Origin of the sequence: Bartonella sp. MF74HXZ, assembly GCF_042194445.1 — a bacterium.
Classification (GTDB): domain Bacteria; phylum Pseudomonadota; class Alphaproteobacteria; order Rhizobiales; family Rhizobiaceae; genus Bartonella; species Bartonella grahamii.
Window position 1 is genome coordinate 248,619 of sequence record NZ_JBHIMW010000002.1, and the last position, 21,157, is coordinate 269,775.

Below are 21,157 nucleotides of genomic sequence, written 5' to 3' on the forward strand. Positions count from 1 at the left end.
TTATGAAAGGCTTTTCTGATAGTCGTTATAGCTGAATTGGCGTTGAAGTGTTAGTGTACCATCGCATTCTTTGAGAACAATAGCAGGCATTGTAACGCCATTAAACCAGTTTTTCTTGACCATTGTATAACCTGCTGCATCCTGAAAAGACAGCCGATCGCCTATTTTAAGAGGTTGTTGAAATTGAAATGTTCCAAAAATATCACCAGCAAGACAAGATTTTCCACAAACCATGATTTCATGGGGACCTTGATTGGGTTCTAATTTGGCATTTTCACGATAAATGAGAAGATCAAGCATATGTGCTTCAATTGAGCTGTCAACGATGGCAAGATTCTTTTCATTATACAATGTGTCAAGAACACTGACTTCTAATGTGGTGCTTTTGGTGATAGCAGCTTCTCCTGGTTCTAGAAAAAGAGTAACACCATGGGTTTTAGAAAATTGTTTTAAACGTTTTGCGAAAGATTCTAAAGGATAATTTTCAGCGGTAAAATGGATTCCGCCACCAAGGCTTATCCAGTCAACAGCAGAAAAAAGTTCTGCAAATTTTTCTTCCATGTGATTCAGCATTTGGTTAAAAAGATTAAAATCAGCATTTTCGCAATTGTTGTGGATCATTAGGCCATTGATGAGGGGTAGAACTTCTTTTATAGCGCTTTGATTGGTTTCGCCTAAGCGGCTAAAAGGGCGGGAGGGATTGGCAAGATCAAAATTGGATGCGCTGATTCCTGGATTTAACCTCAAACCCCGTTGGATGGTTTTGCTAGCTTTAGAAAAACGTTGAAGTTGTTGGATTGAGTTAAAGATAATTTTGTCTGCATAGCTACAGGCTTCATCAATTTCATGATCGGCCCAAGCAACCGAATAAGCATGTGTTTCTTTGCCAAATTTTTCTCTTCCTAAACGCAGCTCATAAAGGGATGATGATGTGGTTCCATCCATGAACTCAGACATTAAATCAAAAACACTCCATGTGGCAAAACATTTCAAAGCAAGTAAAATTTTAGCTCCAGACATTTCCCGTAAACGAGAAATTGTTTGCATGTTTTTGATGAGTTTCGATTTGTCTATAAGATAGTAGGGGGTTTTTATCATCATTTATTCATTCTTTTTTGAAGGATCTTATTACCAAGATCAACGTTTAGTACAAAGAGTAACAGAATGTCTCAAGAAAAAAGAGTCTTAAGAAAAGAATCTGTTTCTGTCTAGCAAGAGAAAGGCTTTCTGTAATTACTGTTGTTTATTATTTTGTTGCGTTATGAGTATGAAAAAAAAATTATATTATGCTTTAGCTTTTGTATTGGGTAGCAGTTTTTTCATTATAACAACTACTCTTGTTAATTGGGGGCAAAATAGGAGTTATGCTAAAGCCAAACTGGTTACTCAGACTTCTGTCCAAGATAGTTCGGTGCCTTTGATTTTTACGGGGCGTAGAGAACTTAATGGTTTTAAAGGTTATCGTCATTATCGGCGTGGTTATCGTAAATATAGTGATAATTGGTGGTATCCTGAAGTGGCATTTGTTACATCACCGCACTTAAGCACAAAAGGCGCATCATTAAAAGTTGTACCAGATGCTAAAAAAGTGTTTTTAACGTCTTCTTCGGAAAAATTAGAAAAAAAAGAGCCATGGATGCTTAAACAACATATTGAATCTTGCCGTGCGCGTTATCGCTCTTATAATAAAAATGATAATAGTTTTCAGCCTTTTCACGGGGGGCGTAAACAGTGTTTATCACGCTTTTTTAAAGGATAGAAATTATTAAATAAATTTTTAATTGCTTCTTGTCGTGGGCGTTATTGTTCTTACAATAAAGAGAAAACTTGCGTGGTGCGCAGCATTTTCATGCAAGCGTTTTTTTTTGAAAAATTTAAATACTTTTAAGTTTTATTAAATCTTATTATCATTAAGTGTGGAATGGGGGGTGAGGATATAAGTTTTTGTTTTGTCGATGACAAAATATTAAGGACAGGATGGAGTTGAAAGAATGACAACACGGGAAGCAATGTTGATATTGCTCGTTTTGCTTCCCTTCTGCGGAAGTGCTATCATTGGCTTTTTTCGCTCGACAGCAAAAAATAATGAAGCGTGGTTTGCTGGGATTGTTGCGCTTTTCTGTCTTATTTTTACAATAATGCTTTATCCGGAAGTTCGCGGAAACCACGTAGTGCGTTTAGATATTTCTTGGCTTCCAGAATGGGGGAGCGATTTGATTCTCCGTATAGATGGTTTGTCGTGGCTTTTTTGCTTGCTCATTACAGGAATTGGGCTGCTTGTTGTCATTTATTCACGTTATTACATGGATCCAGCAGATTCTGTACCGCGATTTTTTTCCTTTTTTTTGGCCTTTATGGGATCAATGACGGGAATAGTCTTATCAGGCAATCTCGTCTTTTTGGTTATTTTTTGGGAACTCACCAGCATTTTTTCTTTTTTGTTGATCGGCTATTGGTACCATAATGCAAGTGCGCGTGAGGGTGCGCGTATGGCTCTAACGATCACAGGTTTTGGCGGTTTTGCCCTTTTTATTGGGGTTTTATTGATTGGGTATATTGTTGGCAGTTTTGATTTGGATAAGGTGCTGCAGTCTGGAGATATGATCCGATCAAGTTCTCTTTATAGTCCTGTCCTTATTTGTATTTTATTGGGGGGATTAACAAAAAGTGCGCAGTTTCCCTTTCATTTTTGGCTGCCTAATGCGATGGCTGCTCCAACCCCCGTATCGGCTTATTTGCATTCAGCAACCATGGTAAAAGCGGGATTGTTTTTACTTGTTCGTTTATGGCCTGTGCTTTCTGGGACAGAATCTTGGTTTTGGCTAGTTGGCTTTTCAGGACTCTCGACATTGCTTCTTGGTGCTTATTTTTCCATGTTTCAGCAAGACTTGAAAGGACTGCTTGCTTACTCGACTATTAGTCATCTTGGATTGATTACCACGCTTTTAAGCCTTGGTAGTCCACTTGCTTGTGTTGCAGCGATCTTCCATATGGCTAATCATGCTACTTTTAAAGCTTCTTTATTTATGGCTGCTGGTATTATTGATCACGAGACGGGAACACGTGATATGCGTAAATTGTCAGGGCTTTATCGCTTTATGCCTATTACAGCAACTCTCGCTTTAGTTGCGAGTGCAGCGATGGCTGGAGTTCCCTTGTTGAATGGTTTTTTATCGAAAGAGATGTTTTTTGCTGAAGCTGTTGAAACGCATATGGAATCATGGCTCGATTGGATTGCACCTTATGTAGCAACGCTGGCTAGTTTGTTTAGTGTAACCTATTCTATACGCTTTATTCATGGCGTTTTTTTAGGACCAAAACCTGTCAATTTACCCAAAATTCCCCACGAACCACCGCATTTCATGCGTTTACCAATGGAGCTTTTGGTGTTTATTTGTTTAGCAGTTGGTATTTTTCCTAATTTAACAATAGGACCTATTTTAGATAACGCGGTCGTGTCTGTTTTAGGATCAATGACAATCCCTTATAGTTTAGCCGTTTGGCATGGGTTCAATACTCCATTAGTAATGAGTTTTGTTGCGTTATTAGGAGGCGGATTGCTCTACGCTGTCGGGCACCGTTATTTTTTATCCTGTGATGATGGAGCACCTTTTTTTCGTCACTTAAATGGACCGCGTATTTTTGAACGCATTCTCGTGATTATTTCTTGGAAATGGGCACGTGCGGTGGAATCTATTTTATCAACACGCCGTTTGCAGATACAGTTGCACTGGATTTTTGGGGTGTGTTTTGCATTTGTTGGTCTTTTACTTTGGTGCGATGGTTTCATTTCAGCGGGGGCGTTACCGCTTTTTCCAGTTGATATTCCTTTTCTTGCTCTTTGGTTAGTCGGCGGATTATGTGCGCTTTTAGTTGCTTGGCAAGCAAAGTTTCATCGTCTTGCATCACTCATGTTGTCGGGGGGAGCTGGTTTGATGACTTGTGCAACCTTTTTATGGCTTTCTGCTCCTGATTTAGCAATAACACAATTAGTTGTTGAGGTTGTTACAGTCGTCTTATTATTGCTTGGTTTACGGTGGTTGCCTAAACGTTTGCATAATCCTAAACCAACGCCTGTTCGTTTTTTCGTGCGCTTGCGTCGTATCCGTGATTTTATCATAGCTCTTGTGGGAGGTGCTGGTGTAGCATGGCTCTCTTTTGCAGTGATGACACGTCCTCAAGGTACGACGATTTCTGATTTTTTTCTCACCAAGGCTTACTCTGATGCTGGTGGTCGCAATGTTGTGAATGTGTTGTTGGTTGATTTCCGTGGTTTTGATACTATGGGAGAAATTGTCGTTTTGGGTGTTGTATCACTCACTGTTTTTGCTCTTTTACGGCGGTTTCGTCCTGCCCCTGAAAGTATTGATGCACCTTTTCAGCAACGTGTCCAGAAAGCCTTTGATATGGCACAGCCTAATCGAAATGTGGGAGATACAGTGTTGAATTATTTAGCTGTTCCTGCTGTTATTATGGGTTGGCTCTTTCCGATTATTATCGCTTTTGCTATTTATTTATTCATGCGAGGGCATGATCTGCCAGGAGGTGGATTTGTCGGTGGTATTACTTTGGCGATAGGATTTATTTTACAATATCTTGCACGCGATATTCGGTGGGTGGAAACGCATTTGAGAGTTTTACCTTTGCGTTGGATGGGCTTTGGCTTATTGTTGTCAGTCGTAACGGGGATGGGCTCTTGGTTTTTTGGATATCCTTTTTTAACATCCTTTTTTCGATATATTCATTTTCCGTTAATTGGAAAAGTTCCCATGGCATCTGCTTTTTTGTTTGATTTTGGTGTGCTTTCTCTTGTGTTAGGAGCAACTGTTCTCATTTTAATTGCACTTGCACACCAGTCAATTCGGAGTTACCGAATCGGTAAGAAACCTGTTTTGAAAGAGAAGGAAAATTAATGGAAATTATTCTTTCTTTAGGTATTGGTATTCTTGTTGGATCAGGAATTTGGCTTATTTTACGTCCACGCACTTTTCAAGTCATTCTTGGTTTGTCTTTGATTTCCTATGGTGTCAATCTTTTTATGTTTTCAATGAGTAGACCGCGTAGTAATGCCGCGCCAATTGTTGATCCTACTACTGTTATTAATCCAGCTAATTATGTCGATCCTCTCCCTCAAGCCTTGGTTTTAACTGCGATTGTGATTGGTTTTGCAACGACAGCTTTATTTTTAGTTATTCTCTTGGTTTCACGCGGTTTAACGGGTTCAGATCACGTTGATGGACGTGAGGTGCAGTGATGGAAGTAGGGGTGCATCATCTCCTTATTTTGCCTATTCTTTTGCCGTTAATCACTGGAGCTGTTCTACTTTTCTATGATGAACGGCGTTCGAAATTTAAATCATTGATTAGTCTTTTTTCGGCGGGATTGTCGGTCGTTATTGCTGTTTTATTAATTATACGTACTCTTGAAATAGCGCCGGCTTGTGATGTTTATCGGCTTGGCAATTGGCCCTCTTCCTTCGGAATTGTTTTGGTCCTTGATCGTTTAAGCGCCATGATGCTTTTACTTTCAAGCTTGTTGGTGACTAGCGTACTGGTTTTTGCGCGGGCTCATTGGTACAAAGCGGGTTCTCATTTTCAGTCACTGATGCAATTTTTTATGGTGGGGATAAATGGCGCTTTTTTGACCGGTGATTTATTTAATTTATTTGTATTTTTTGAAGTTATGTTAACAGCTTCCTATGGGCTTGCTTTGCATGGTTCTGGTCAGGCACGCGTGCGCGCAGGGTTGCATTATGTCGTGGTTAATCTTGTTGCTTCATTACTTTTTTTAGTTGGTACAGCACTTATTTATGGAGTTGCTGGTACTCTTAATATGGCCGATTTGGCTGTTAAAATAAAATATATATCTTCTACAGATATTGTTTTGTTCGAAGTAGGTGTTGCACTTCTAGGTATTGCTTTTTTGCTTAAGGCTGGTATGTGGCCGCTTAATTTTTGGTTGGTGCCAACTTACAGCGCAGCAGTAGCGCCCGTTGGAGCTTCTTTTGCGCTTTTGAGCAAGGTGGGTATTTATATTATTTTACGTTTAACGCTGCTGTGGTTTGGTCCTGAAAGTGAATATTTTAACCATTTTGGTCATACCGTTTTGTTTTATGGTGGGCTTGCCACTTTGATTTTTGGTTTTATTGGGATATTAGCGAGCCAAGTTTTGGTGCGTTTGGCAGCTTATAGTGTTCTTGTCTCTTCTGGTACATTGTTGGCAGCAATAGGGATTGGCAATGCAGCACTGACAGCAGGTGCACTTTTTTATATTGTTTCTTCAACTTTAGCACTGGGAGCTTTTTTTCTTTTGGTAGAGTTGGTTGAACGCTGTCAAGATGTGGCTGCTAATGTTCTGGCTGTTACAATGGAGGTTTATGGTGACGATGAAGAGGAGGAAGAAGATGAAGTTGGCACATATCTCCCTGTAACCTTGGCAATTCTTGGGACTTGTTTTGGTATCTGTGCCATTTTGATTATTGGATTGCCACCTTTTTCTGGTTTTGTTGCTAAACTTATGATGTTCATGGCAGTTTTAAACCATAGTAGAGGGGATTTTTTCGCCTCTCTTCCGGTTTATCACGATTGGCTTTTTGTGGTTTTTGTCACCCTCTCTGGTTTTGCAGCTTTGATTGCACTGACACGAACGGGGATTCGAACTTTTTGGGTTTCTCTTGAAGGTCGCGTTCCCCGTGTGCAGGTGATAGAATTTGCGCCTATTGCTGTTCTTCTTGCCTTGTGTTTTCTTATAACAATTGTAGCCGGTCCTGTTAGTCATTATATGTCTGAAACTGCTAAGACTTTGTATGAACCTCAGAATTATATTGGGAGCGTTTTAACGGATTTTTCTCTCGAAAAGAGGGAGATGAATAAATGAGTCGTTTTTGTCCTTCTCCTTTTTTCAGTGGTGTCATTGTCCTTATGTGGCTTATTTTAAATGGTTTTAGTTTAGGGCAATTGCTTTTAGCCATTATAACTGCTTTGTTTTGTGGTTGGATGATACGGCTCCTTGAGCCGGAGAAGGTTGTTATTAAAAGCTGGAGTGCGGTTTTTCGTCTTATTTTTCGAGTCTTAATAGATTCTATATCCTCAAATATCTCGGTGGCTTGGTTTGTTTTAACAAAAAGGTCTCGAAAACAGCGATCTGGCTTTATTGTAGTGCCTCTTCTGCTTCATAATCGCACTGCTTTGGCTATTTTAGCGTGCATCCTTTCGGCAACTCCTGGAACGGCTTGGGTTGCCTATAATAGTAAAAAGGGTGAGCTTTTGCTCCATGTCTTAAATTTAAAAAAAGGATATAATTATCAACGATTGATAAAACAACGGTATGAGCAATTACTTTTGGAGATTTTCTTATGAGTATGGTGATCCTTTATTGGGGGCTTTTCTTTTCACAGTTTTTTTTAAGTTTGGCGGTGATCTTCGCATTGTTTCGGTTGATTCGTGGTCCACGGGCACAGGATAGAATTGTTGGTTTGGATGCTCTTTATATAACCACTGTTCTTTTGTTTCTTACATTCGATATCCGTTCAGGAACAACCGTTTATTTTGTTGCTGCCCTCATTATTGGGTTGTTGGGGTCTGTCTCAAGCATCGCTTTAGCGAAGTTTCTTATGCGGGGGGAGATTATTGAATGAAAGATGACGTATCGCTTGTGGTGGCTATTGCTATCACGGTTTTCTTAATATTAGGGTCTGGATTGACACTGATCGCAACGATAGGTTTGGTGCGTTTTTCCAGTTTTTATGAGCGGTTGCATATGCTTTCAGTATGTACGAGTTGGGGCGTTGGTAGCATTCTTATTTCTTCATTTCTTTATTCAATGTTTGTGGACCATTATTTTGTTTTTCATGAAGTGTTGCTGATGTTTTTTTTATTTTTAACAGCACCGGTAGCTTCTATGTTGCTCTCACATACAGCAGCTTATCGACATCATTCAGAAGAACAGTCAGAAAAACCGCTGGCTCTTTTATTAAACCAGACGGAGGAAAAGTTACCTACGTCAGAAGGAACATCAAGCGATGAGAGCCAGCGCGGTTCTTGAAATGTAAGAACCTTCCTTATTCTGTGCTTTTTTCTTCTACACAGTGGATGGGCTTTTCTTCTTTTGGATCATTAATAAGATCGTAAAATATGGCTTCATTTTTAGTTATCCACCAAATGTATTGACCACCTACATATTTTCCTCCAGAAGCGGCAATTACATTAGAACCAATGATGCGCTTACCGTTCCATTTTAAATCAACAAGCGCAATATTGCCAGCATTATGATAAGTTGCCTCAACATGCTCTTTGCTTGTTCCCATATCGCATTGATAGGAGACGGTCTCTGTTGTTGGTTCTGGATCATCTGGTACTTCAATGACTAAAGAACTTGCTAATGCATTAATTGAACCTAGGAGGAACACGCTTAAAGTAATGAAAAATTGTTTAGTAAAAGAAATTTTTTTCATAATATTTCCCGTGTTATTTAAAATAATAATGTTGACTCATCTTTACAGAGGATAGGTTTTTTTTCTTCTGGATCCTGAGCAAGGTCATAAAGCATGACTTCTTTGTTCTTCTCCCACCAGATATACTGAGCTCCTGCAAATTTTGCTCCTGACGCCGCGATGACATTAGCAGCAATGACGCGATCACCGTTCCATTTGAAATCAACCAACGAAATATTGTCAGCACTAAGATAGACTGCCTCAACGCGCTCTTTACTTGTTCCAGTATCGCACTGGTAGGTAATGGTCTCTGTTTTTGGCTCTGGATTGTCTGGTACCTCAATGATAAAAGAACCAGCTAAGCTATTGTTTGAGCTGAAGATTGATAAACTTAAAGCGGTGAAAAATCCTAAAATATGTAAAGTTTTTTTCATGATGCTTCCCTATATTCCTATATTGCGCACAAAGAATAATTTGATTGATACGATGGTGTCTACGGCAGGATTCGAACCTGCGACCCCAGGATTCATACCACTTCGATTTTCACCGCCAGCCTTATAGGCTGTTTGTGGTCTGGACTGTCTCTTCACCTTGAAGCTTTTGCTCTTTAGGTGCTGCCCGTTCAGTCTCTACACCTTTCTCTCATTCAAAGAGAGACTTGGCTCGGGATTGGCATATAGTCTCCCATGAAGCTTTCCCCGAATTTGAGCAGATTCACTTTGAGGATTTCTCCTCAAAATGCCCAATTTCTTTAGGAATCCTGTGCTCTATCCTACTGAGCTACGCAGACATCATCATACTTATTCCTTTAATAGAAGTATAAAAACGAATCAATTATATTCAATATGAATTAACGAATTTCTGCTAATTTTTGTTCCAGAAAAGTCAAAACTGCTTCCGGAGAGACATTTTTTGCAATAAATGATTGACCAAGTCCGCGTGTTAAGATGAAGGTCAAATTGTTTTGCGAAACTTTTTTATCTTGGGCAATGAGAGTCATTAAAGTTTCAGCATCTGGTAAGTTCCCTGGGATATCCTTTAATTGTGTAGGCAACCCTATAGATTTGAAGTGTGCTTCAATGCGTTGTGTAAGTGTGGGGCTTATCAAATTTAGTTGAGCAGAAAATTGATGCGCTAGAATCATTCCAATTGCTACAGCTTCACCGTGAATTAAACGCTTTGATTCATAAGCCGTTGCTGTTTCAAGCATGTGTCCAAATGTATGTCCGAGATTTAAGAGCGCGCGCTCTCCTGTTTCTTGTTCGTCACGTGCTACAATGGCAGCTTTAAATTGGCATGAGCGGACAATAGCTTCTGTTCGCATAGGGCCATTAGAAAAGACTTCTTGTCCATTTTTTTCAAGCCATTCAAAGAAATCAGGCTGGTTAATGAGTCCATATTTGACCATTTCTGCATAACCAGCACGAAATTCGCGCCGTGGTAGGGTATCAAGAAGACATGTGTCAGCAATAACGCATTGCGGTTGATAAAAAGTACCAATAAGATTTTTACCATATTGGCTATTGATTCCAGTTTTTCCACCAACGGAGGAATCAATTTGTGCAAGAAGCGTTGTGGGCATTTGAATGAAGTTCATACCACGGCGGATTATACTTGCCGCAAATCCTGCTAGATCGCCAATGACACCACCGCCAAAAGCAATAACACAGTCGCCTCTTTCTAAACGCGCAGCAAGAATTTGATCGATGACAACTTGCAGGGTTGAAAATGATTTTGATTGTTCTCCTGCTTCTACAATAATAGGGACAGTATGAATTTTATTTTTTGTTAACTCTGCTTGTAATATCTCCAAATGAAGGGAAGCAACATTTGTATCTGTAACAAGTGCCAAGCGCGTTGGATGAGGATCTTGTTTGTTAAGAGCATGTTTAATCTGTGAAGCAGCTTGGGCAATCAGACTCGGACCAATGATGATATCGTAACAGTGTTTGTCCAGTTTAACAGTGACGGTCTTTGTTTGCATGCTGGTTTTCCCTATTGTTAATTTCTGTGTATAGGTAGTGCTGTACAGATCGTATAACATTTTGTGCTACGGTATGACGGCTTTCTTTATGACTGTTAATTGTTAAGTTTGCCTTTGCATAGATAGGATAACGCTGTTCCATGAGTTTTTGCATGGTTTCTTTAGGATTGGCTGTTTGAAGCAGGGGGCGTGTTGGATGCTTTGAGACACGTTGCATGAGGATATCAAGATCGACTTTTAGCCATATGGATATACCATTTTGGTGAATGGCTTTTCGGATATTTTCATTTATGTAGGCACCACCACCTGTTGCTAAAACAAGGGGACTTTTTTTTATGAGGTTTAGAATAACACGCTGTTCAAGAGCACGAAATTCTGATTCACCATAAATTTCAAAGAGTTCAGTGATTGTCATTTGCGCAGCTTTTTCAATTTCTTGGTCAGAATCATAAAAGGGTAAACGGAGCATGGTGGCGACGCGTTTTCCGATCACTGATTTGCCTGCTCCCATAAGACCAACAAGGACAAGTGCTTTTTTATCAAGGGACGATAAGAGCTGATTCTTTATTTGTGTTATGGGGACGCGTTTTGGTCGATTGCTTTTCATAACTTTATTTCGGCATTTATCCATCTTAAAGTCAATTCCTGTTAATCTTTGTGAGGCATAATACGAGATAGAATATTTTTGGGTAGGTTATTATCTTATGCCAACATTGACCAGATTTTTGATGATTCTTTTCATTTTGCTTTCTGCTCTTTTCATTATAATGGGTGCTCTTGTGGTTTGGGTTGAACCAGTAACTGTGGATATGTACATCGATGTTCCCTTGGATTCATGGAATCTTTCTACGGAAGCGAATCAATGAAATGAAAAGTGGTGCTGTGATAGATCATTTTCTTGAGATGATGAGCGCGGAGAGAGGGGCTTCACCTCATACGCTTGCGGCTTATCAGCATGATTTGCAGTGGGCACAAGACGAATTGTCTTCACACTCTGTTTCGCTTTTTTCAGCACAAAAAGAAGATTTAATTGCCCTTTTGTCGCTTATGCATACTTTTGGTTTTGCGGCATCGTCGCAAGCGCGCCGTTTATCAACTTTACGTCAGTTTTATCAATTCCTTTATGCTGAAGGGTTGAGAGCAGATGATCCCTCTCATGATATTGATGCACCTCGTCAGGGGCGCCCTTTGCCCAAAATCATGAGTGAAGATGCAGTGATAAAATTGCTTGATTTAGCACAGTTAGAAGTCAATCAAGCAGATTATGGGTCTAAGGATTATCTGCGTGCATTGCGTCTTCAGCTATTGAGTGAAATGCTTTATGCAACAGGATTGCGTATTAGTGAATTGGTGAGTTTGCCTGTGCAGGCTGTTCGGGGGAAATCATACAGCATTTTGGTTCGTGGTAAGGGCAAAAAAGAACGAATGGTGCTGTTATCAAAAAAAGCATATCAAGTTCTTTTGCAGTGGTTAAATTTACGTGATCAGGGAAAGGATGCCGCAAGTCCTTATCTTTTTCCTGCGAATTCCGAGACAGGATATATTGCGCGTCAAGTTGTTGCACGGGAGTTGAAAAATCTCGCTAGAAGGGCAGGAATAGAAAGTGATAGCTTTTCTCCCCATGTGTTGCGCCATGCTTTTGCTAGTCATCTTTTGCAAAATGGTGCCGATTTGCGTGCAGTTCAACATTTGTTAGGTCACTCTGATATTGCTACCACTCAGATTTATACGCATGTGTTGGAAGAGGGACTTTATCGTTTAGTTAATGAGCATCATCCACTTGCCGATGAGCAAAAGGCTCGTTAAAGAAAAGGTGATGTTTTTGAAAAAGACTTTATAAAGCAAAATATAAGTGTATAAGTGACACTGAATGAGTTGGTACAAATGTATAATTATCTTGATTTTGAAAAACCAGTTGCTGATCTTGATGGGAAAATTCTTGAATTAAAAAAAATTTCTCAGGAAAAAGGCAGTCTTGATATGAGCGATGAGATTGTTCGTCTTGAAGCGCGATCTCAAACAGCGTTGCGCGATATTTATAAAAAATTATCGCCGTGGCAAAAAACACAAGTGGCTCGTCATCCTGATCGTCCCCATTTTATGGACTATTCTAAACGCCTATTGAGTGATGTTACACCTTTGGCAGGAGATCGCAAGTTTGCTGAAGATGAGGCTATTCAAGCTGGGTTTGCACGCTTTAGGGGAGAAGCAGTTGCTTATATTGGTCAAGAGAAAGGTCACGATACGCAAACACGTTTGCGCTATAATTTTGGTTCTGCGCGCCCAGAAGGATATCGTAAAGCTGTACGTATTATGGAAATGGCTGACCGCTTTGGTTTGCCACTCCTCACTTTTATTGATACAGCAGGTGCTTATCCTGGGGTAAGCGCTGAAGAACGTGGGCAAGCGGAAGCAATTGCTCAATCAACAGCTGCAACTTTGCGTTTGAAAGTTCCTGTGGTTTCCGTTGTTATTGGAGAAGGCGGTTCTGGAGGGGCGATAGCAATTGCGGCTGCCAACAAAGTTTATATGTTGGAGCACGCAATTTACTCTGTTATTTCACCAGAAGGAGCAGCTTCTATCTTATGGCGTGATCCAGCTCGTGCAAAAGATGCTGCAATGAATATGCGTATTACCGCTCAAGATTTGTATCGCTTAAAGATTATTGATGGCATTATTTCGGAACCTTTAGGGGGAGCGCATCGTGGCAAAGAGATTGTCATTGATGCAACGGGTGATGTTATTTCAGAGGCTTTAAAAGCTATGGTTGGAAAAGATGGTGAAGTTCTTAAACAAGAACGAAGGGAAAAATACCTTCAAATTGGTCGATCTCTAACATAGGTTATTTTTTGTGAGGGGATTGATTGGAGTTTTATTCGATGACATTTAGCAGATTCTTCGCTGTGTGTGTGTTGTTTGTAGTGGGAATATTGACGGCATGTGGAGGAAGATTGCCAGCTTCTATTCGTGCCAAAGTTGAGCAGCCGTTGCCACAAGAAATCCAGAACAGAATGGCTTTATACGATATTGATCCTTATGCACCAATTGTAATGCGATTTTTCAAGGAAGAAAATCTTGCTGAAGTTTGGAAGCAATCTCGTTCAGGGCCTTTTATCTTGGTTGCTCGCTATGGCATTTGCAAATGGTCTGGTAAGCTTGGACCTAAATATAAAGAAGGGGATTTTCAGACACCAGAGGGTTTTTATACTATTAGTGCAAACCAAATGAATCCTTATTCAAAATATTATCTTTCTTTTAATATAGGATTTCCTAACCTTTATGATCAGGAAAATGGTCGTACAGGAAGCAATCTTATGGTGCATGGTTCTTGCTTTTCCGCAGGTTGTTATTCTATGAGTGATAAGAATATGGCTCAGATTTATGCGTTTGCACGGGATGCTTTTAAAGGAGGACAAAGAGAGTTTCAGTTGCAGGCTTTTCCTTTCCGCATGACCGAGGATAATATGTTACGTCATAGCAATGATCCTCATTATCAATTCTGGGTTATGCTTAAGAAGGGTTATGATTTTTTTGAAAAAAATCGTCAGCCTCCAACTGTTGAAGTTTATGGAAAACGTTACGTTTTTAATCGCGATATTGATAAAACTTCAATTTCTCTAATACAGTGAGTGTTATTGTATCCTGCTGCACCGTAGACACTATCACTTATAAATGGCGATACAGGATATGCAAAAACTTTACGCATACGGTGTTTAAGTGAGTAGTCAATCTTTTAAAGCCTAGAGTTTTTTCATAGAGCCTTATGTAAGTAAATTAGATGAAGTGGGAAGCCAAGAGGAATTTTTTCAAAGAAGTTGGATTGTTTGCACATCGGTACCGGTGTCAATCTTCATTTTTAGTGAAGAGTAAGTTAATATAAAATGTACTTCTCTTTTTATTTCTTTCATGCTGTAAAATATTATCTCGTCGTGCTACTATATAAGATATATTCATACATTTTAAAATGCGATATTGCCTCTGTATGATTTTGTTTTTTTCTTAACAGGGATTTTGATTTCACTTAGCTGGAGTAAATATAGAGTTGAACAGAACATTTTAGAACCAAGAATTTATCCAATCGGTTTGTGAAATGAGTCACATGAAGTGGTTCGCAGATGAAGTGCATTTAGAGAGAAAACAATCTGATTACAGATTTATGGATATTAAAATTTTTATCATAACAATTTGATTTACAATGACAGTTTATTATCTTCAGTTTGAATTGATGGACTCAATATCATAAGATCCTTTTATCTTAAAATTTGTTTATAATGAATCAATCTAAACCATTTTTTGCACACCATAAAATTGGATTAGCATGTGAATAAAACTCTTAAAGAAAAGAGCACAGATAGTTTTCATGAGTACTCTAAAGTGCTAAGAGCTGTTCGACATTGGGGATTAGCAAAGTGTGTGATGATGCTGGTTTGCTCCTTTAAAAGCATAAAGATGGTGGTGCCAATGAATTTAATGTTATATCATTGAAGGGGAGAAAAAATTAAAATTTTATTCCTGGAATGACTAGAGGATTTTCTAAGAGAGCTGTTTTGTCTGCAGTATCTATTGCTGGTTTATTAAAGAAAGCATTGAGGAGCTTTTGTATTGCTTCTTTTTCAACACCATCGGCAATGACGACAAAGCGTGTTTGTTTTATTCCTTTTGGCCATGCTGGCAATCTTATGGGAGGATGAAAAAATGTTTGTACGCCATGTAATACAAGTGGGCGATAAGGGTCATCATGCAGTGCGATAATTGCTTTAATACGTAATAGTTTTGTACCATAACGCTCTTTTAGGAGATCTAAAAAAGCTTCAATTGTGGCGTAATCAACAGGATCTTCACAGTTGAGTGAAAAGGTACGAATGGTTTTATGGGGGGGATGATCATGTGGGGTAGTCGTAAGATTTTGTTTAAGTTTTGTATTTTCTACTTTTTCATCCCATAATGTGTTATTTATTAACAGATTTGAACAAAAATCTTCAGAATGGGCGTCAATGATTTGTGCTGTAGGATTGATCGTTTTAAGTGTGTTAAAAAGCGTATCTGAAAGCGTTTGTGGGTCTCTAAGATCTGTTTTGGTGAGAATAATTTTATCAGCAAATATTAATTGTTTATATATTTCAGGGTAGCGCTCACATATGGAAAGTGTGCTTAGTGTATCAAATGTTGCAAGAACAGCATTTATGGACAATGTTTGAATAAATAACGGGTGGCTTAAAAGTATTTGTAAAATAGGGGCGGGATCAGCCAGCCCTGTGGTTTCAATGATAATATGATTGAGTTGTTTGATCTGTCCTGTTTGAACGCGATTTATTAAATCAATTAATGTGTCGATGAGATCACTGCGTAAATTGCAGCATAAGCAACCATTGGCAAGCTCAATAATTCCTTCTGTCGTTTTTTCAACTAGAAGGTGGTCAATACTGATTTCGCCGAATTCATTGATGATAACAGCACATTCTGTTAAAAGAGGGTCTTGTAGCATACGGTTGAGCAAAGTTGTTTTGCCAGAGCCTAAAAAACCAGTAATAAGCGTGAGAGGGATGCGCTTTATTTTCATGTTAGTCATCAACCGTGGTTTTGTTTTAAAAAAACATATTTCAGTACGTTTAACCAATTTATAATGGTGTCCGTGAGGGATATAATGGTTAACGCCCTATGAAATCCATTGTACCACTATCTTTACACTTATAAAGGTAGGTGTATGCGGAGTATATCATACACTTTTTTAGCGTCAATGTTATGATAATTCTTGGTTCTTGAAAGAACTTATAGGAGGAATTTTTATTCCTTGTTTTAATTATTTTATCTACATGTTCATCTACCTTGTGACGTGCAAGAAACTGGTTTTTTATTGATTCAACAAATACAGATTTGAAATGAGAGAATCTTACAACATTTGTGGTTCTAACATAAGATACAAAATAATTAATTATCATTATAAATCAAAGTATTATAATTAATCGTAGATTATGATTTATGGCTTTTTTATAGAATGGTTTGCGCGTCTTTTATACGAACCATGGGGCTTTCTTAGTGGCTTTACTGTTATTTTAGGTGTTTTTGGCGTACGAATGAGGTGTACTGGTAAAGGATGAGAAAAAGGAGGTGGAGCAGTGATAAAAGGTGAGGTGAGAATAATATTTCCTTGATCATCATATGAATTTGCATGCATTTTTATGGCTTCAGGTGTGCATGTTTGTTGTCTCATATTGTTGGCTTGTGTTATATTTCTCCCATAAGGTTTTAATGTTGCTAGTGTTAATTGGGGTCTTCCTTGGTGCAAAAATCCTGTTTCAAGAAGTTGTGCAGCTTTTTCTTCTCTTTCAGTTATGTTGTTAGCACCTAGAATGACAGTAATAATTGTACGTTTATTGCGGGTGGCTGAGGCAACAAGATTAAAACCAGAGGCACAAATAAAGCCTGTTTTCATACCGTCTATTCCATAAAAACGGCCAATGAGGTTGTTTGAGTTATGCTGGATTTTTCGATTATGACCAAAATCAATGGCTGGAATAGAAAAATAATGAGCATATTGTGGAAATTCTCGACGTATTTGAACGGCTAAAAGAGCAATATCGCGCGCCGTGGAGTAGTTTTGAGGGTCTGGTAAACCACTTGCGTTCGCAAAATGAGTTCCAAACATGCCTAAACGTTTAGCTTCGCTATTCATTTTACGTACAAAATCTTTCTGTGAACCTGCAACAGCTTCACTCATGGCAATGGCTAAATCATTGGCAGATTTAACCATGGTGATACTTAAGGCTGTATCAAGTGTGAGTACAGAACCAGCTTTATAGCCTGAACGATATGAGGGAGCTTTTGCGGCGTATTCGCTGATGGTGATATGTTTGTTTGGTGAAATTTCCCCTCGGCTCATGGCACGAAAAATAACATAAGCGGTCATTAATTTTGTCAAGGAAGCAGGATACCAACGCTCAAAAGCTTGATTATGTTTTAAGATATGCCCCGTTGTAACATCAACAGAAATAAAAGGCTGCGCTAGAGCAACAGCGCTGAATAAACTCAAAATCACAGAAAAAAATAAATTATAGAAGAGACGTTGCATTAATTTAAATCTAGTTCCTTCTTATTCGTTATTTAGAATTGTTTTAATGTAGCACACAAAGCTTTTAAGTCTAGGTTAGGAAGGAAAGATGGTTAATTGCTGTATCCGTTGTGTCTCGGAGATAAAAACCAATACTCATTTTTATTTTCCCCTTGAATTTGGTTTGATGACTTACAGTATCTCAAGAAATACTTTTTAAATAATGAAGATTGTACAAGATTTCAGGTTCTTGGGGGATTGATGTTTCTTAGGAAGGAACGAATCGGCATAATCATACATTTTTCTTGTCCTCCTGTTAGGACAGCCCTTGGCACTTGAGAGGGGTCGTAAAAAGCATTTTAATCTTTTCTTGTATCGTTTTATTCACACAGATATCCCTGCTTGTAATGTGCAAGCAAAAGATTCTAATTGATTCAAAATGGAATAGATTTGAAATGAGAGAATCTTACGGTATTCAGGGTTCTCATTCAAGTTGAATAACGATAAAATATCCTTATAAATCAATATGATTTATGTTATTTAAACGATTTTAAAGAGAAGAATTCTTTCTCAAAAAAATTCACACATCAATCATTTCTTGTAATGTACATGTGTTTTATAATTTTGAATTAGAAAGTTTGAAGTATCTTTCTTATATTTTTGTTCCATATACTCTGCTCAATATACAAAGTGATGCATTATTCTGATCAATCAGCACATTGTTTCATGATGAATGATTTAGTTTTTGAAGTTTCTGAACAGCGTATGGTGGCATAGGAGGAGGGGTAGGATCTTGAGCTGCTAAGAGAAGCAGTTCATCACACGCTTTTTCAGTTTTTTGGACAAGTTGATCTAGAAAATCACGTTTGCTTAAACCAGCTTCTATCGGGGGAAGAATACGGACACGAATTGTTCCGGGATAGCGGCGAAAATTATTGCGTGGCCAATATAAACCCGCATTGTGTGCAATAGGCACAACTTGAAGCCCTAATTCATTATAGAGCGCGACAATTCCTGACTTATAATCTGGTTCTTGACCGGGTTGTCGGCGTGTTCCTTCGGGAAAAATCAAGATTTGACGCCCTTGTTTTACTTTCTCTTTTGCTTTTTGTATAACCATTTTTAAGGCTTTTATGGGCGTTGTACGGTTAATGGGGATAATTTGTGTTTTTGCCATATACCAGCCAAACAATGGAATCCACATCAATTCACGTTTTAAAATGAGAGTGGGATCATCTAAATAGGGAACAAGACTGAAAGTTTCCCAAGCCGATTGATGCTTTGGAGCAATGATATAGGCTCCTTTGGGAAGATTTTCTAAACCTTCAATCTCATAACTTGTACCTGCGATGTATTTTTGCAAAAAGAGTGTAACGCGCGCCCATGTTTTAGGGACAATCCATGCCTTTTTGCGGGGCATTAAAAAATAAACGGGAGCGTAAAGAATCATTTGTATGAAAGTTGTTGTATAAAAAGCGAACGTAAAAAGAATAGAACGAAGGATAAGCACTACATTTTCCATTTTATATCTATAAGAAGACTTCGTATATAATATAATTCACATGAGAAAACATCTTCTTTATGTTTTTTCAAGCATCTATTTTTTCGGTAACTCATTTTCCGATATTTAAAAACAGAAGGAAAGAGGTTGATGGAATTACAAAAAGATAAACTTTTTATTCCACGGATTTTATCTATTGCGGGAACAGATCCTTCTGGTGGCGCTGGAATGCAGGCGGATTTAAAGGTTTTTTCAGCTATGAAAACTTATGGTATGAGTGTGGTTACAGCTGTTGTTGCACAAAATACTCAGGGTGTGCGTTCTTTTCAGGCATTAGATGCTTCTTTTGTTGCAGATCAAATTGATTCTGTTTTTGAGGATATACATGTTGATGCCGTTAAAATTGGTATGGTTGCAAATGCTCAGATTGCACAGGTTATTGCAGAACGTCTTGCTTATCATAAAGCGCGTTCCATTGTTTTTGATCCGGTTATGGTTGCAAAAAGTGGTGATGTTCTTTTAAAGTCTGATGCAATTGAAATTATGCGTGATGTTCTTGTGCCGATGTCAACTTTAATCACGCCAAATTTGCCTGAAGCTGCACTGTTATTGGGAGATGAAGTGCAATGGTCTTTAGAGACTATGTATCAATATGCTCCACGACTCTTGGCACTAGGGTGTCATGCAGTTTTGTTAAAAGGAGGACATTTGAATACGCTTACCAGAAATAGTACAGAAAATTATGATTGTTCTAGTCCAGATCTTTATTGTGATTGTGAAAACCTTGTTATACTTGAAGCTTCTCGTCTTTCAACCACTCATGATCATGGGACAGGGTGTACCATTTCTGCCGCCATTGCAGCTCTGTTACCTACCCAACCTCTGGATTGCGCTGTTAAACAAGCAAAAGATTATTTGCATGGCGCTTTAACTGCCTCAAATGCTTTAAAAGTAGGGAAAGGGCGAGGGCCGCTTCATCATTTTTATGCATTATGGAAAGATTAATACAATAATTGATTGTGAAAAATCTTCACTCTATGAATTTGTTTCATTATTATATGCTATTTTGAACTTATGACTAATAAGTGTTAGCGCATTGTATCTTAACAGTTATTTTGTATTAAGAAGGATGAGAAAAAAATGTTATAATTCTTTTCTTTTATATATTTTTTACGATTAATCTATCCTGTTTCAAGAGCAAGGAATTGTAAAATCATGATTTTATAGCAAAAAGAGTAGAGGGAAAGACTTTTTACAAGACTATATTAAAGCTGGCTGATCCCACTATATTTGCTGTTTCTTACATTGGTGGCAAAACAGGATGAGCCAAAATCGTTATAAAAATTATTGAATATATCTAACATTTACAGAGTTTTTGTCGGCATGGGTAGGGTTTTCTAAATGGAAATTGATACGTAACGTCATTATCCTTTTTTATGGAACTGCTTTATGGAATTATTGGCGTTTCAGATGAGCAGCCATGAGGAGTTTCAACATTTAATACAGCAAGATCTAGAAACTTTTACGGATTTAGAGTGGGCTTTAAGGTTTTTATATTTATAGTGATTTAGTTCTAGTGAGAAGGTAGTCGATTGTACAATCGGAGTTTCAATAGATCTGTAGCGTGTAGTCTAATCTTTTCAAACTTGAATTTTTATTCTGTCATTTAATGGATTTCATCATTAAGTATTGAAACTGATCTGATTTTATTGGTGCGCTATGACTGTTCAACACCTTGTTTTACGTTGATTGAAGTTATGTTCCTCATGTAAAATAGTATGCTTCAAGTAGAATGCACTTATATTGTTAATTCACATGTTTATTTTAAAGAGATTTCTCTCAAGGTTTGTCACATCCATTTTATAATAACGTTCGTGAATGGTCTAAAGCCTCTATGAAGTGTATAAAGCTATTATGCTTCCCATTTTTACGTTTTTAAGGTGAAAGGGGTACACCCCCTATACTATTTTTAGCTCCCAATGTTGCGATAAGCTTTGGTATTTTAGAGCGTTTATAAGAAGAACTTTTATTCCTTTCTTCAAGTGAATTTTATTGATACATCAATTGCGCTTGTGATGTGTAAGCAGATGATTGTGAGTGATTTAATATATAGAGATTTGAAATGAGATAATCCTATGATATTTGAGACGATTGCTTAATATGAATAATGATAAATTACCTCTATGAATCAAA

The 21,157-nt window shown here is 38.2% G+C and carries 20 protein-coding genes; 11 read left to right on the forward strand and 9 right to left on the reverse strand.

Going from position 1 to position 21,157, the window contains the following annotated elements; translation table 11 throughout:
* Complete coding sequence (locus ACFIJ8_RS02365) at positions 1 to 1,098, reverse strand: carboxynorspermidine decarboxylase (RefSeq protein ID WP_273787737.1); 1,098 nt, start codon at positions 1,096 to 1,098, stop codon at positions 1 to 3.
* Between the two features lie 163 nt (positions 1,099 to 1,261).
* On the opposite strand from ACFIJ8_RS02365, the gene ACFIJ8_RS02370 reads away from it, so the two are divergent.
* From ACFIJ8_RS02370 to mnhG, 7 genes are all read left to right on the forward strand, one after another.
* Positions 1,262 to 1,759, forward strand: coding sequence for a BA14K family protein (locus ACFIJ8_RS02370; protein WP_375638915.1), 498 nt, complete (start codon positions 1,262 to 1,264; stop codon positions 1,757 to 1,759).
* Positions 1,760 to 1,991: 232 nt separating this feature from the next.
* Positions 1,992 to 4,913 carry a monovalent cation/H+ antiporter subunit A gene (locus ACFIJ8_RS02375; RefSeq protein WP_375638917.1) on the forward strand — a complete coding sequence of 974 codons (2,922 nt, stop codon included), beginning with the start codon at positions 1,992 to 1,994 and terminating at the stop codon, positions 4,911 to 4,913.
* Positions 4,913 to 5,254: a Na+/H+ antiporter subunit C gene (locus tag ACFIJ8_RS02380; protein WP_375638919.1), complete on the forward strand. Its 342-nt coding sequence runs from the start codon at positions 4,913 to 4,915 to the stop codon at positions 5,252 to 5,254. The genes ACFIJ8_RS02375 and ACFIJ8_RS02380 overlap by 1 nt, the downstream gene beginning before the upstream one ends.
* Positions 5,254 to 6,876: a monovalent cation/H+ antiporter subunit D gene (locus ACFIJ8_RS02385; RefSeq protein WP_375638921.1), complete on the forward strand. Its 1,623-nt coding sequence runs from the start codon at positions 5,254 to 5,256 to the stop codon at positions 6,874 to 6,876. Before ACFIJ8_RS02380 ends, ACFIJ8_RS02385 begins: the two co-directional genes overlap by 1 nt.
* Positions 6,873 to 7,358, forward strand: a complete 486-nt coding sequence (locus tag ACFIJ8_RS02390) for a Na+/H+ antiporter subunit E (RefSeq protein WP_375638923.1) — start codon at positions 6,873 to 6,875, stop codon at positions 7,356 to 7,358. The genes ACFIJ8_RS02385 and ACFIJ8_RS02390 overlap by 4 nt, the downstream gene beginning before the upstream one ends.
* On the forward strand, positions 7,355 to 7,636 hold the full coding sequence (locus ACFIJ8_RS02395) for a K+/H+ antiporter subunit F (protein ID WP_375619166.1): 282 nt from the start codon (positions 7,355 to 7,357) through the stop codon (positions 7,634 to 7,636). The genes ACFIJ8_RS02390 and ACFIJ8_RS02395 overlap by 4 nt, the downstream gene beginning before the upstream one ends.
* Entirely contained in the window at positions 7,633 to 8,043 is a 411-nt protein-coding gene (gene mnhG / locus ACFIJ8_RS02400) for a monovalent cation/H(+) antiporter subunit G (RefSeq protein WP_375638925.1), read from the forward strand. Before ACFIJ8_RS02395 ends, mnhG begins: the two co-directional genes overlap by 4 nt.
* 16 nt (positions 8,044 to 8,059) lie before the next feature.
* Here mnhG and ACFIJ8_RS02405 read toward each other — a convergent pair whose 3' ends face one another.
* The 5 genes from ACFIJ8_RS02405 to ACFIJ8_RS02425 form a co-directional block, all read right to left on the reverse strand.
* A complete protein-coding gene (locus tag ACFIJ8_RS02405; RefSeq protein ID WP_273787569.1) occupies positions 8,060 to 8,452 on the reverse strand; it encodes an MliC family protein in 393 nt (130 codons plus the stop codon).
* A 17-nt stretch (positions 8,453 to 8,469) separates the two neighbouring features.
* Positions 8,470 to 8,865 carry an MliC family protein gene (locus tag ACFIJ8_RS02410; protein WP_273787570.1) on the reverse strand — a complete coding sequence of 132 codons (396 nt, stop codon included), beginning with the start codon at positions 8,863 to 8,865 and terminating at the stop codon, positions 8,470 to 8,472.
* 9 nt (positions 8,866 to 8,874) lie between these two features.
* Positions 8,875 to 9,021, reverse strand: coding sequence for a hypothetical protein (locus ACFIJ8_RS02415; RefSeq protein WP_273787571.1), 147 nt, complete (start codon positions 9,019 to 9,021; stop codon positions 8,875 to 8,877).
* Between the two features lie 260 nt (positions 9,022 to 9,281).
* Positions 9,282 to 10,415 carry a 3-dehydroquinate synthase gene (gene aroB, locus ACFIJ8_RS02420; RefSeq protein ID WP_375638928.1) on the reverse strand — a complete coding sequence of 378 codons (1,134 nt, stop codon included), beginning with the start codon at positions 10,413 to 10,415 and terminating at the stop codon, positions 9,282 to 9,284.
* Positions 10,390 to 11,022, reverse strand: a complete 633-nt coding sequence (locus tag ACFIJ8_RS02425; RefSeq protein WP_026500165.1) for a shikimate kinase — start codon at positions 11,020 to 11,022, stop codon at positions 10,390 to 10,392. Before ACFIJ8_RS02425 ends, aroB begins: the two co-directional genes overlap by 26 nt.
* 260 nt (positions 11,023 to 11,282) lie before the next feature.
* Between ACFIJ8_RS02425 and ACFIJ8_RS02430 the strand changes: the two genes are divergently transcribed.
* The 3 genes from ACFIJ8_RS02430 (at position 11,283) to ACFIJ8_RS02440 (ending at position 14,044) form a co-directional block, all read left to right on the forward strand.
* Positions 11,283 to 12,221, forward strand: a complete 939-nt coding sequence (locus ACFIJ8_RS02430; RefSeq protein ID WP_375638929.1) for a site-specific tyrosine recombinase XerD — start codon at positions 11,283 to 11,285, stop codon at positions 12,219 to 12,221.
* A 78-nt stretch (positions 12,222 to 12,299) separates the two neighbouring features.
* Entirely contained in the window at positions 12,300 to 13,256 is a 957-nt protein-coding gene (locus ACFIJ8_RS02435; protein ID WP_375628073.1) for an acetyl-CoA carboxylase carboxyltransferase subunit alpha, read from the forward strand.
* Between the two features lie 38 nt (positions 13,257 to 13,294).
* A complete protein-coding gene (locus ACFIJ8_RS02440; protein WP_375638930.1) occupies positions 13,295 to 14,044 on the forward strand; it encodes a L,D-transpeptidase family protein in 750 nt (249 codons plus the stop codon).
* An 869-nt stretch (positions 14,045 to 14,913) separates the two neighbouring features.
* Here the strand turns inward: ACFIJ8_RS02440 and ACFIJ8_RS02445 are convergent.
* From ACFIJ8_RS02445 to ACFIJ8_RS02455, 3 genes are all read right to left on the reverse strand, one after another.
* Positions 14,914 to 15,975 carry a CobW family GTP-binding protein gene (locus tag ACFIJ8_RS02445; protein WP_375638931.1) on the reverse strand — a complete coding sequence of 354 codons (1,062 nt, stop codon included), beginning with the start codon at positions 15,973 to 15,975 and terminating at the stop codon, positions 14,914 to 14,916.
* 417 nt (positions 15,976 to 16,392) lie between these two features.
* Positions 16,393 to 17,484, reverse strand: coding sequence for a D-alanyl-D-alanine carboxypeptidase family protein (locus ACFIJ8_RS02450; RefSeq protein WP_273787578.1), 1,092 nt, complete (start codon positions 17,482 to 17,484; stop codon positions 16,393 to 16,395).
* A gap of 703 nt (positions 17,485 to 18,187) precedes the next feature.
* Positions 18,188 to 18,985, reverse strand: a complete 798-nt coding sequence (locus tag ACFIJ8_RS02455) for a 1-acyl-sn-glycerol-3-phosphate acyltransferase (RefSeq protein WP_015857082.1) — start codon at positions 18,983 to 18,985, stop codon at positions 18,188 to 18,190.
* A 129-nt stretch (positions 18,986 to 19,114) separates the two neighbouring features.
* Here ACFIJ8_RS02455 and thiD point away from each other — a divergent pair, with 129 nt between their 5' ends.
* Positions 19,115 to 19,969 (forward strand): bifunctional hydroxymethylpyrimidine kinase/phosphomethylpyrimidine kinase, encoded by an 855-nt coding sequence (thiD, locus tag ACFIJ8_RS02460; RefSeq protein WP_375628079.1) that lies wholly within the window; start codon positions 19,115 to 19,117, stop codon positions 19,967 to 19,969.
* Positions 19,970 to 21,157 lie beyond the last annotated feature (1,188 nt).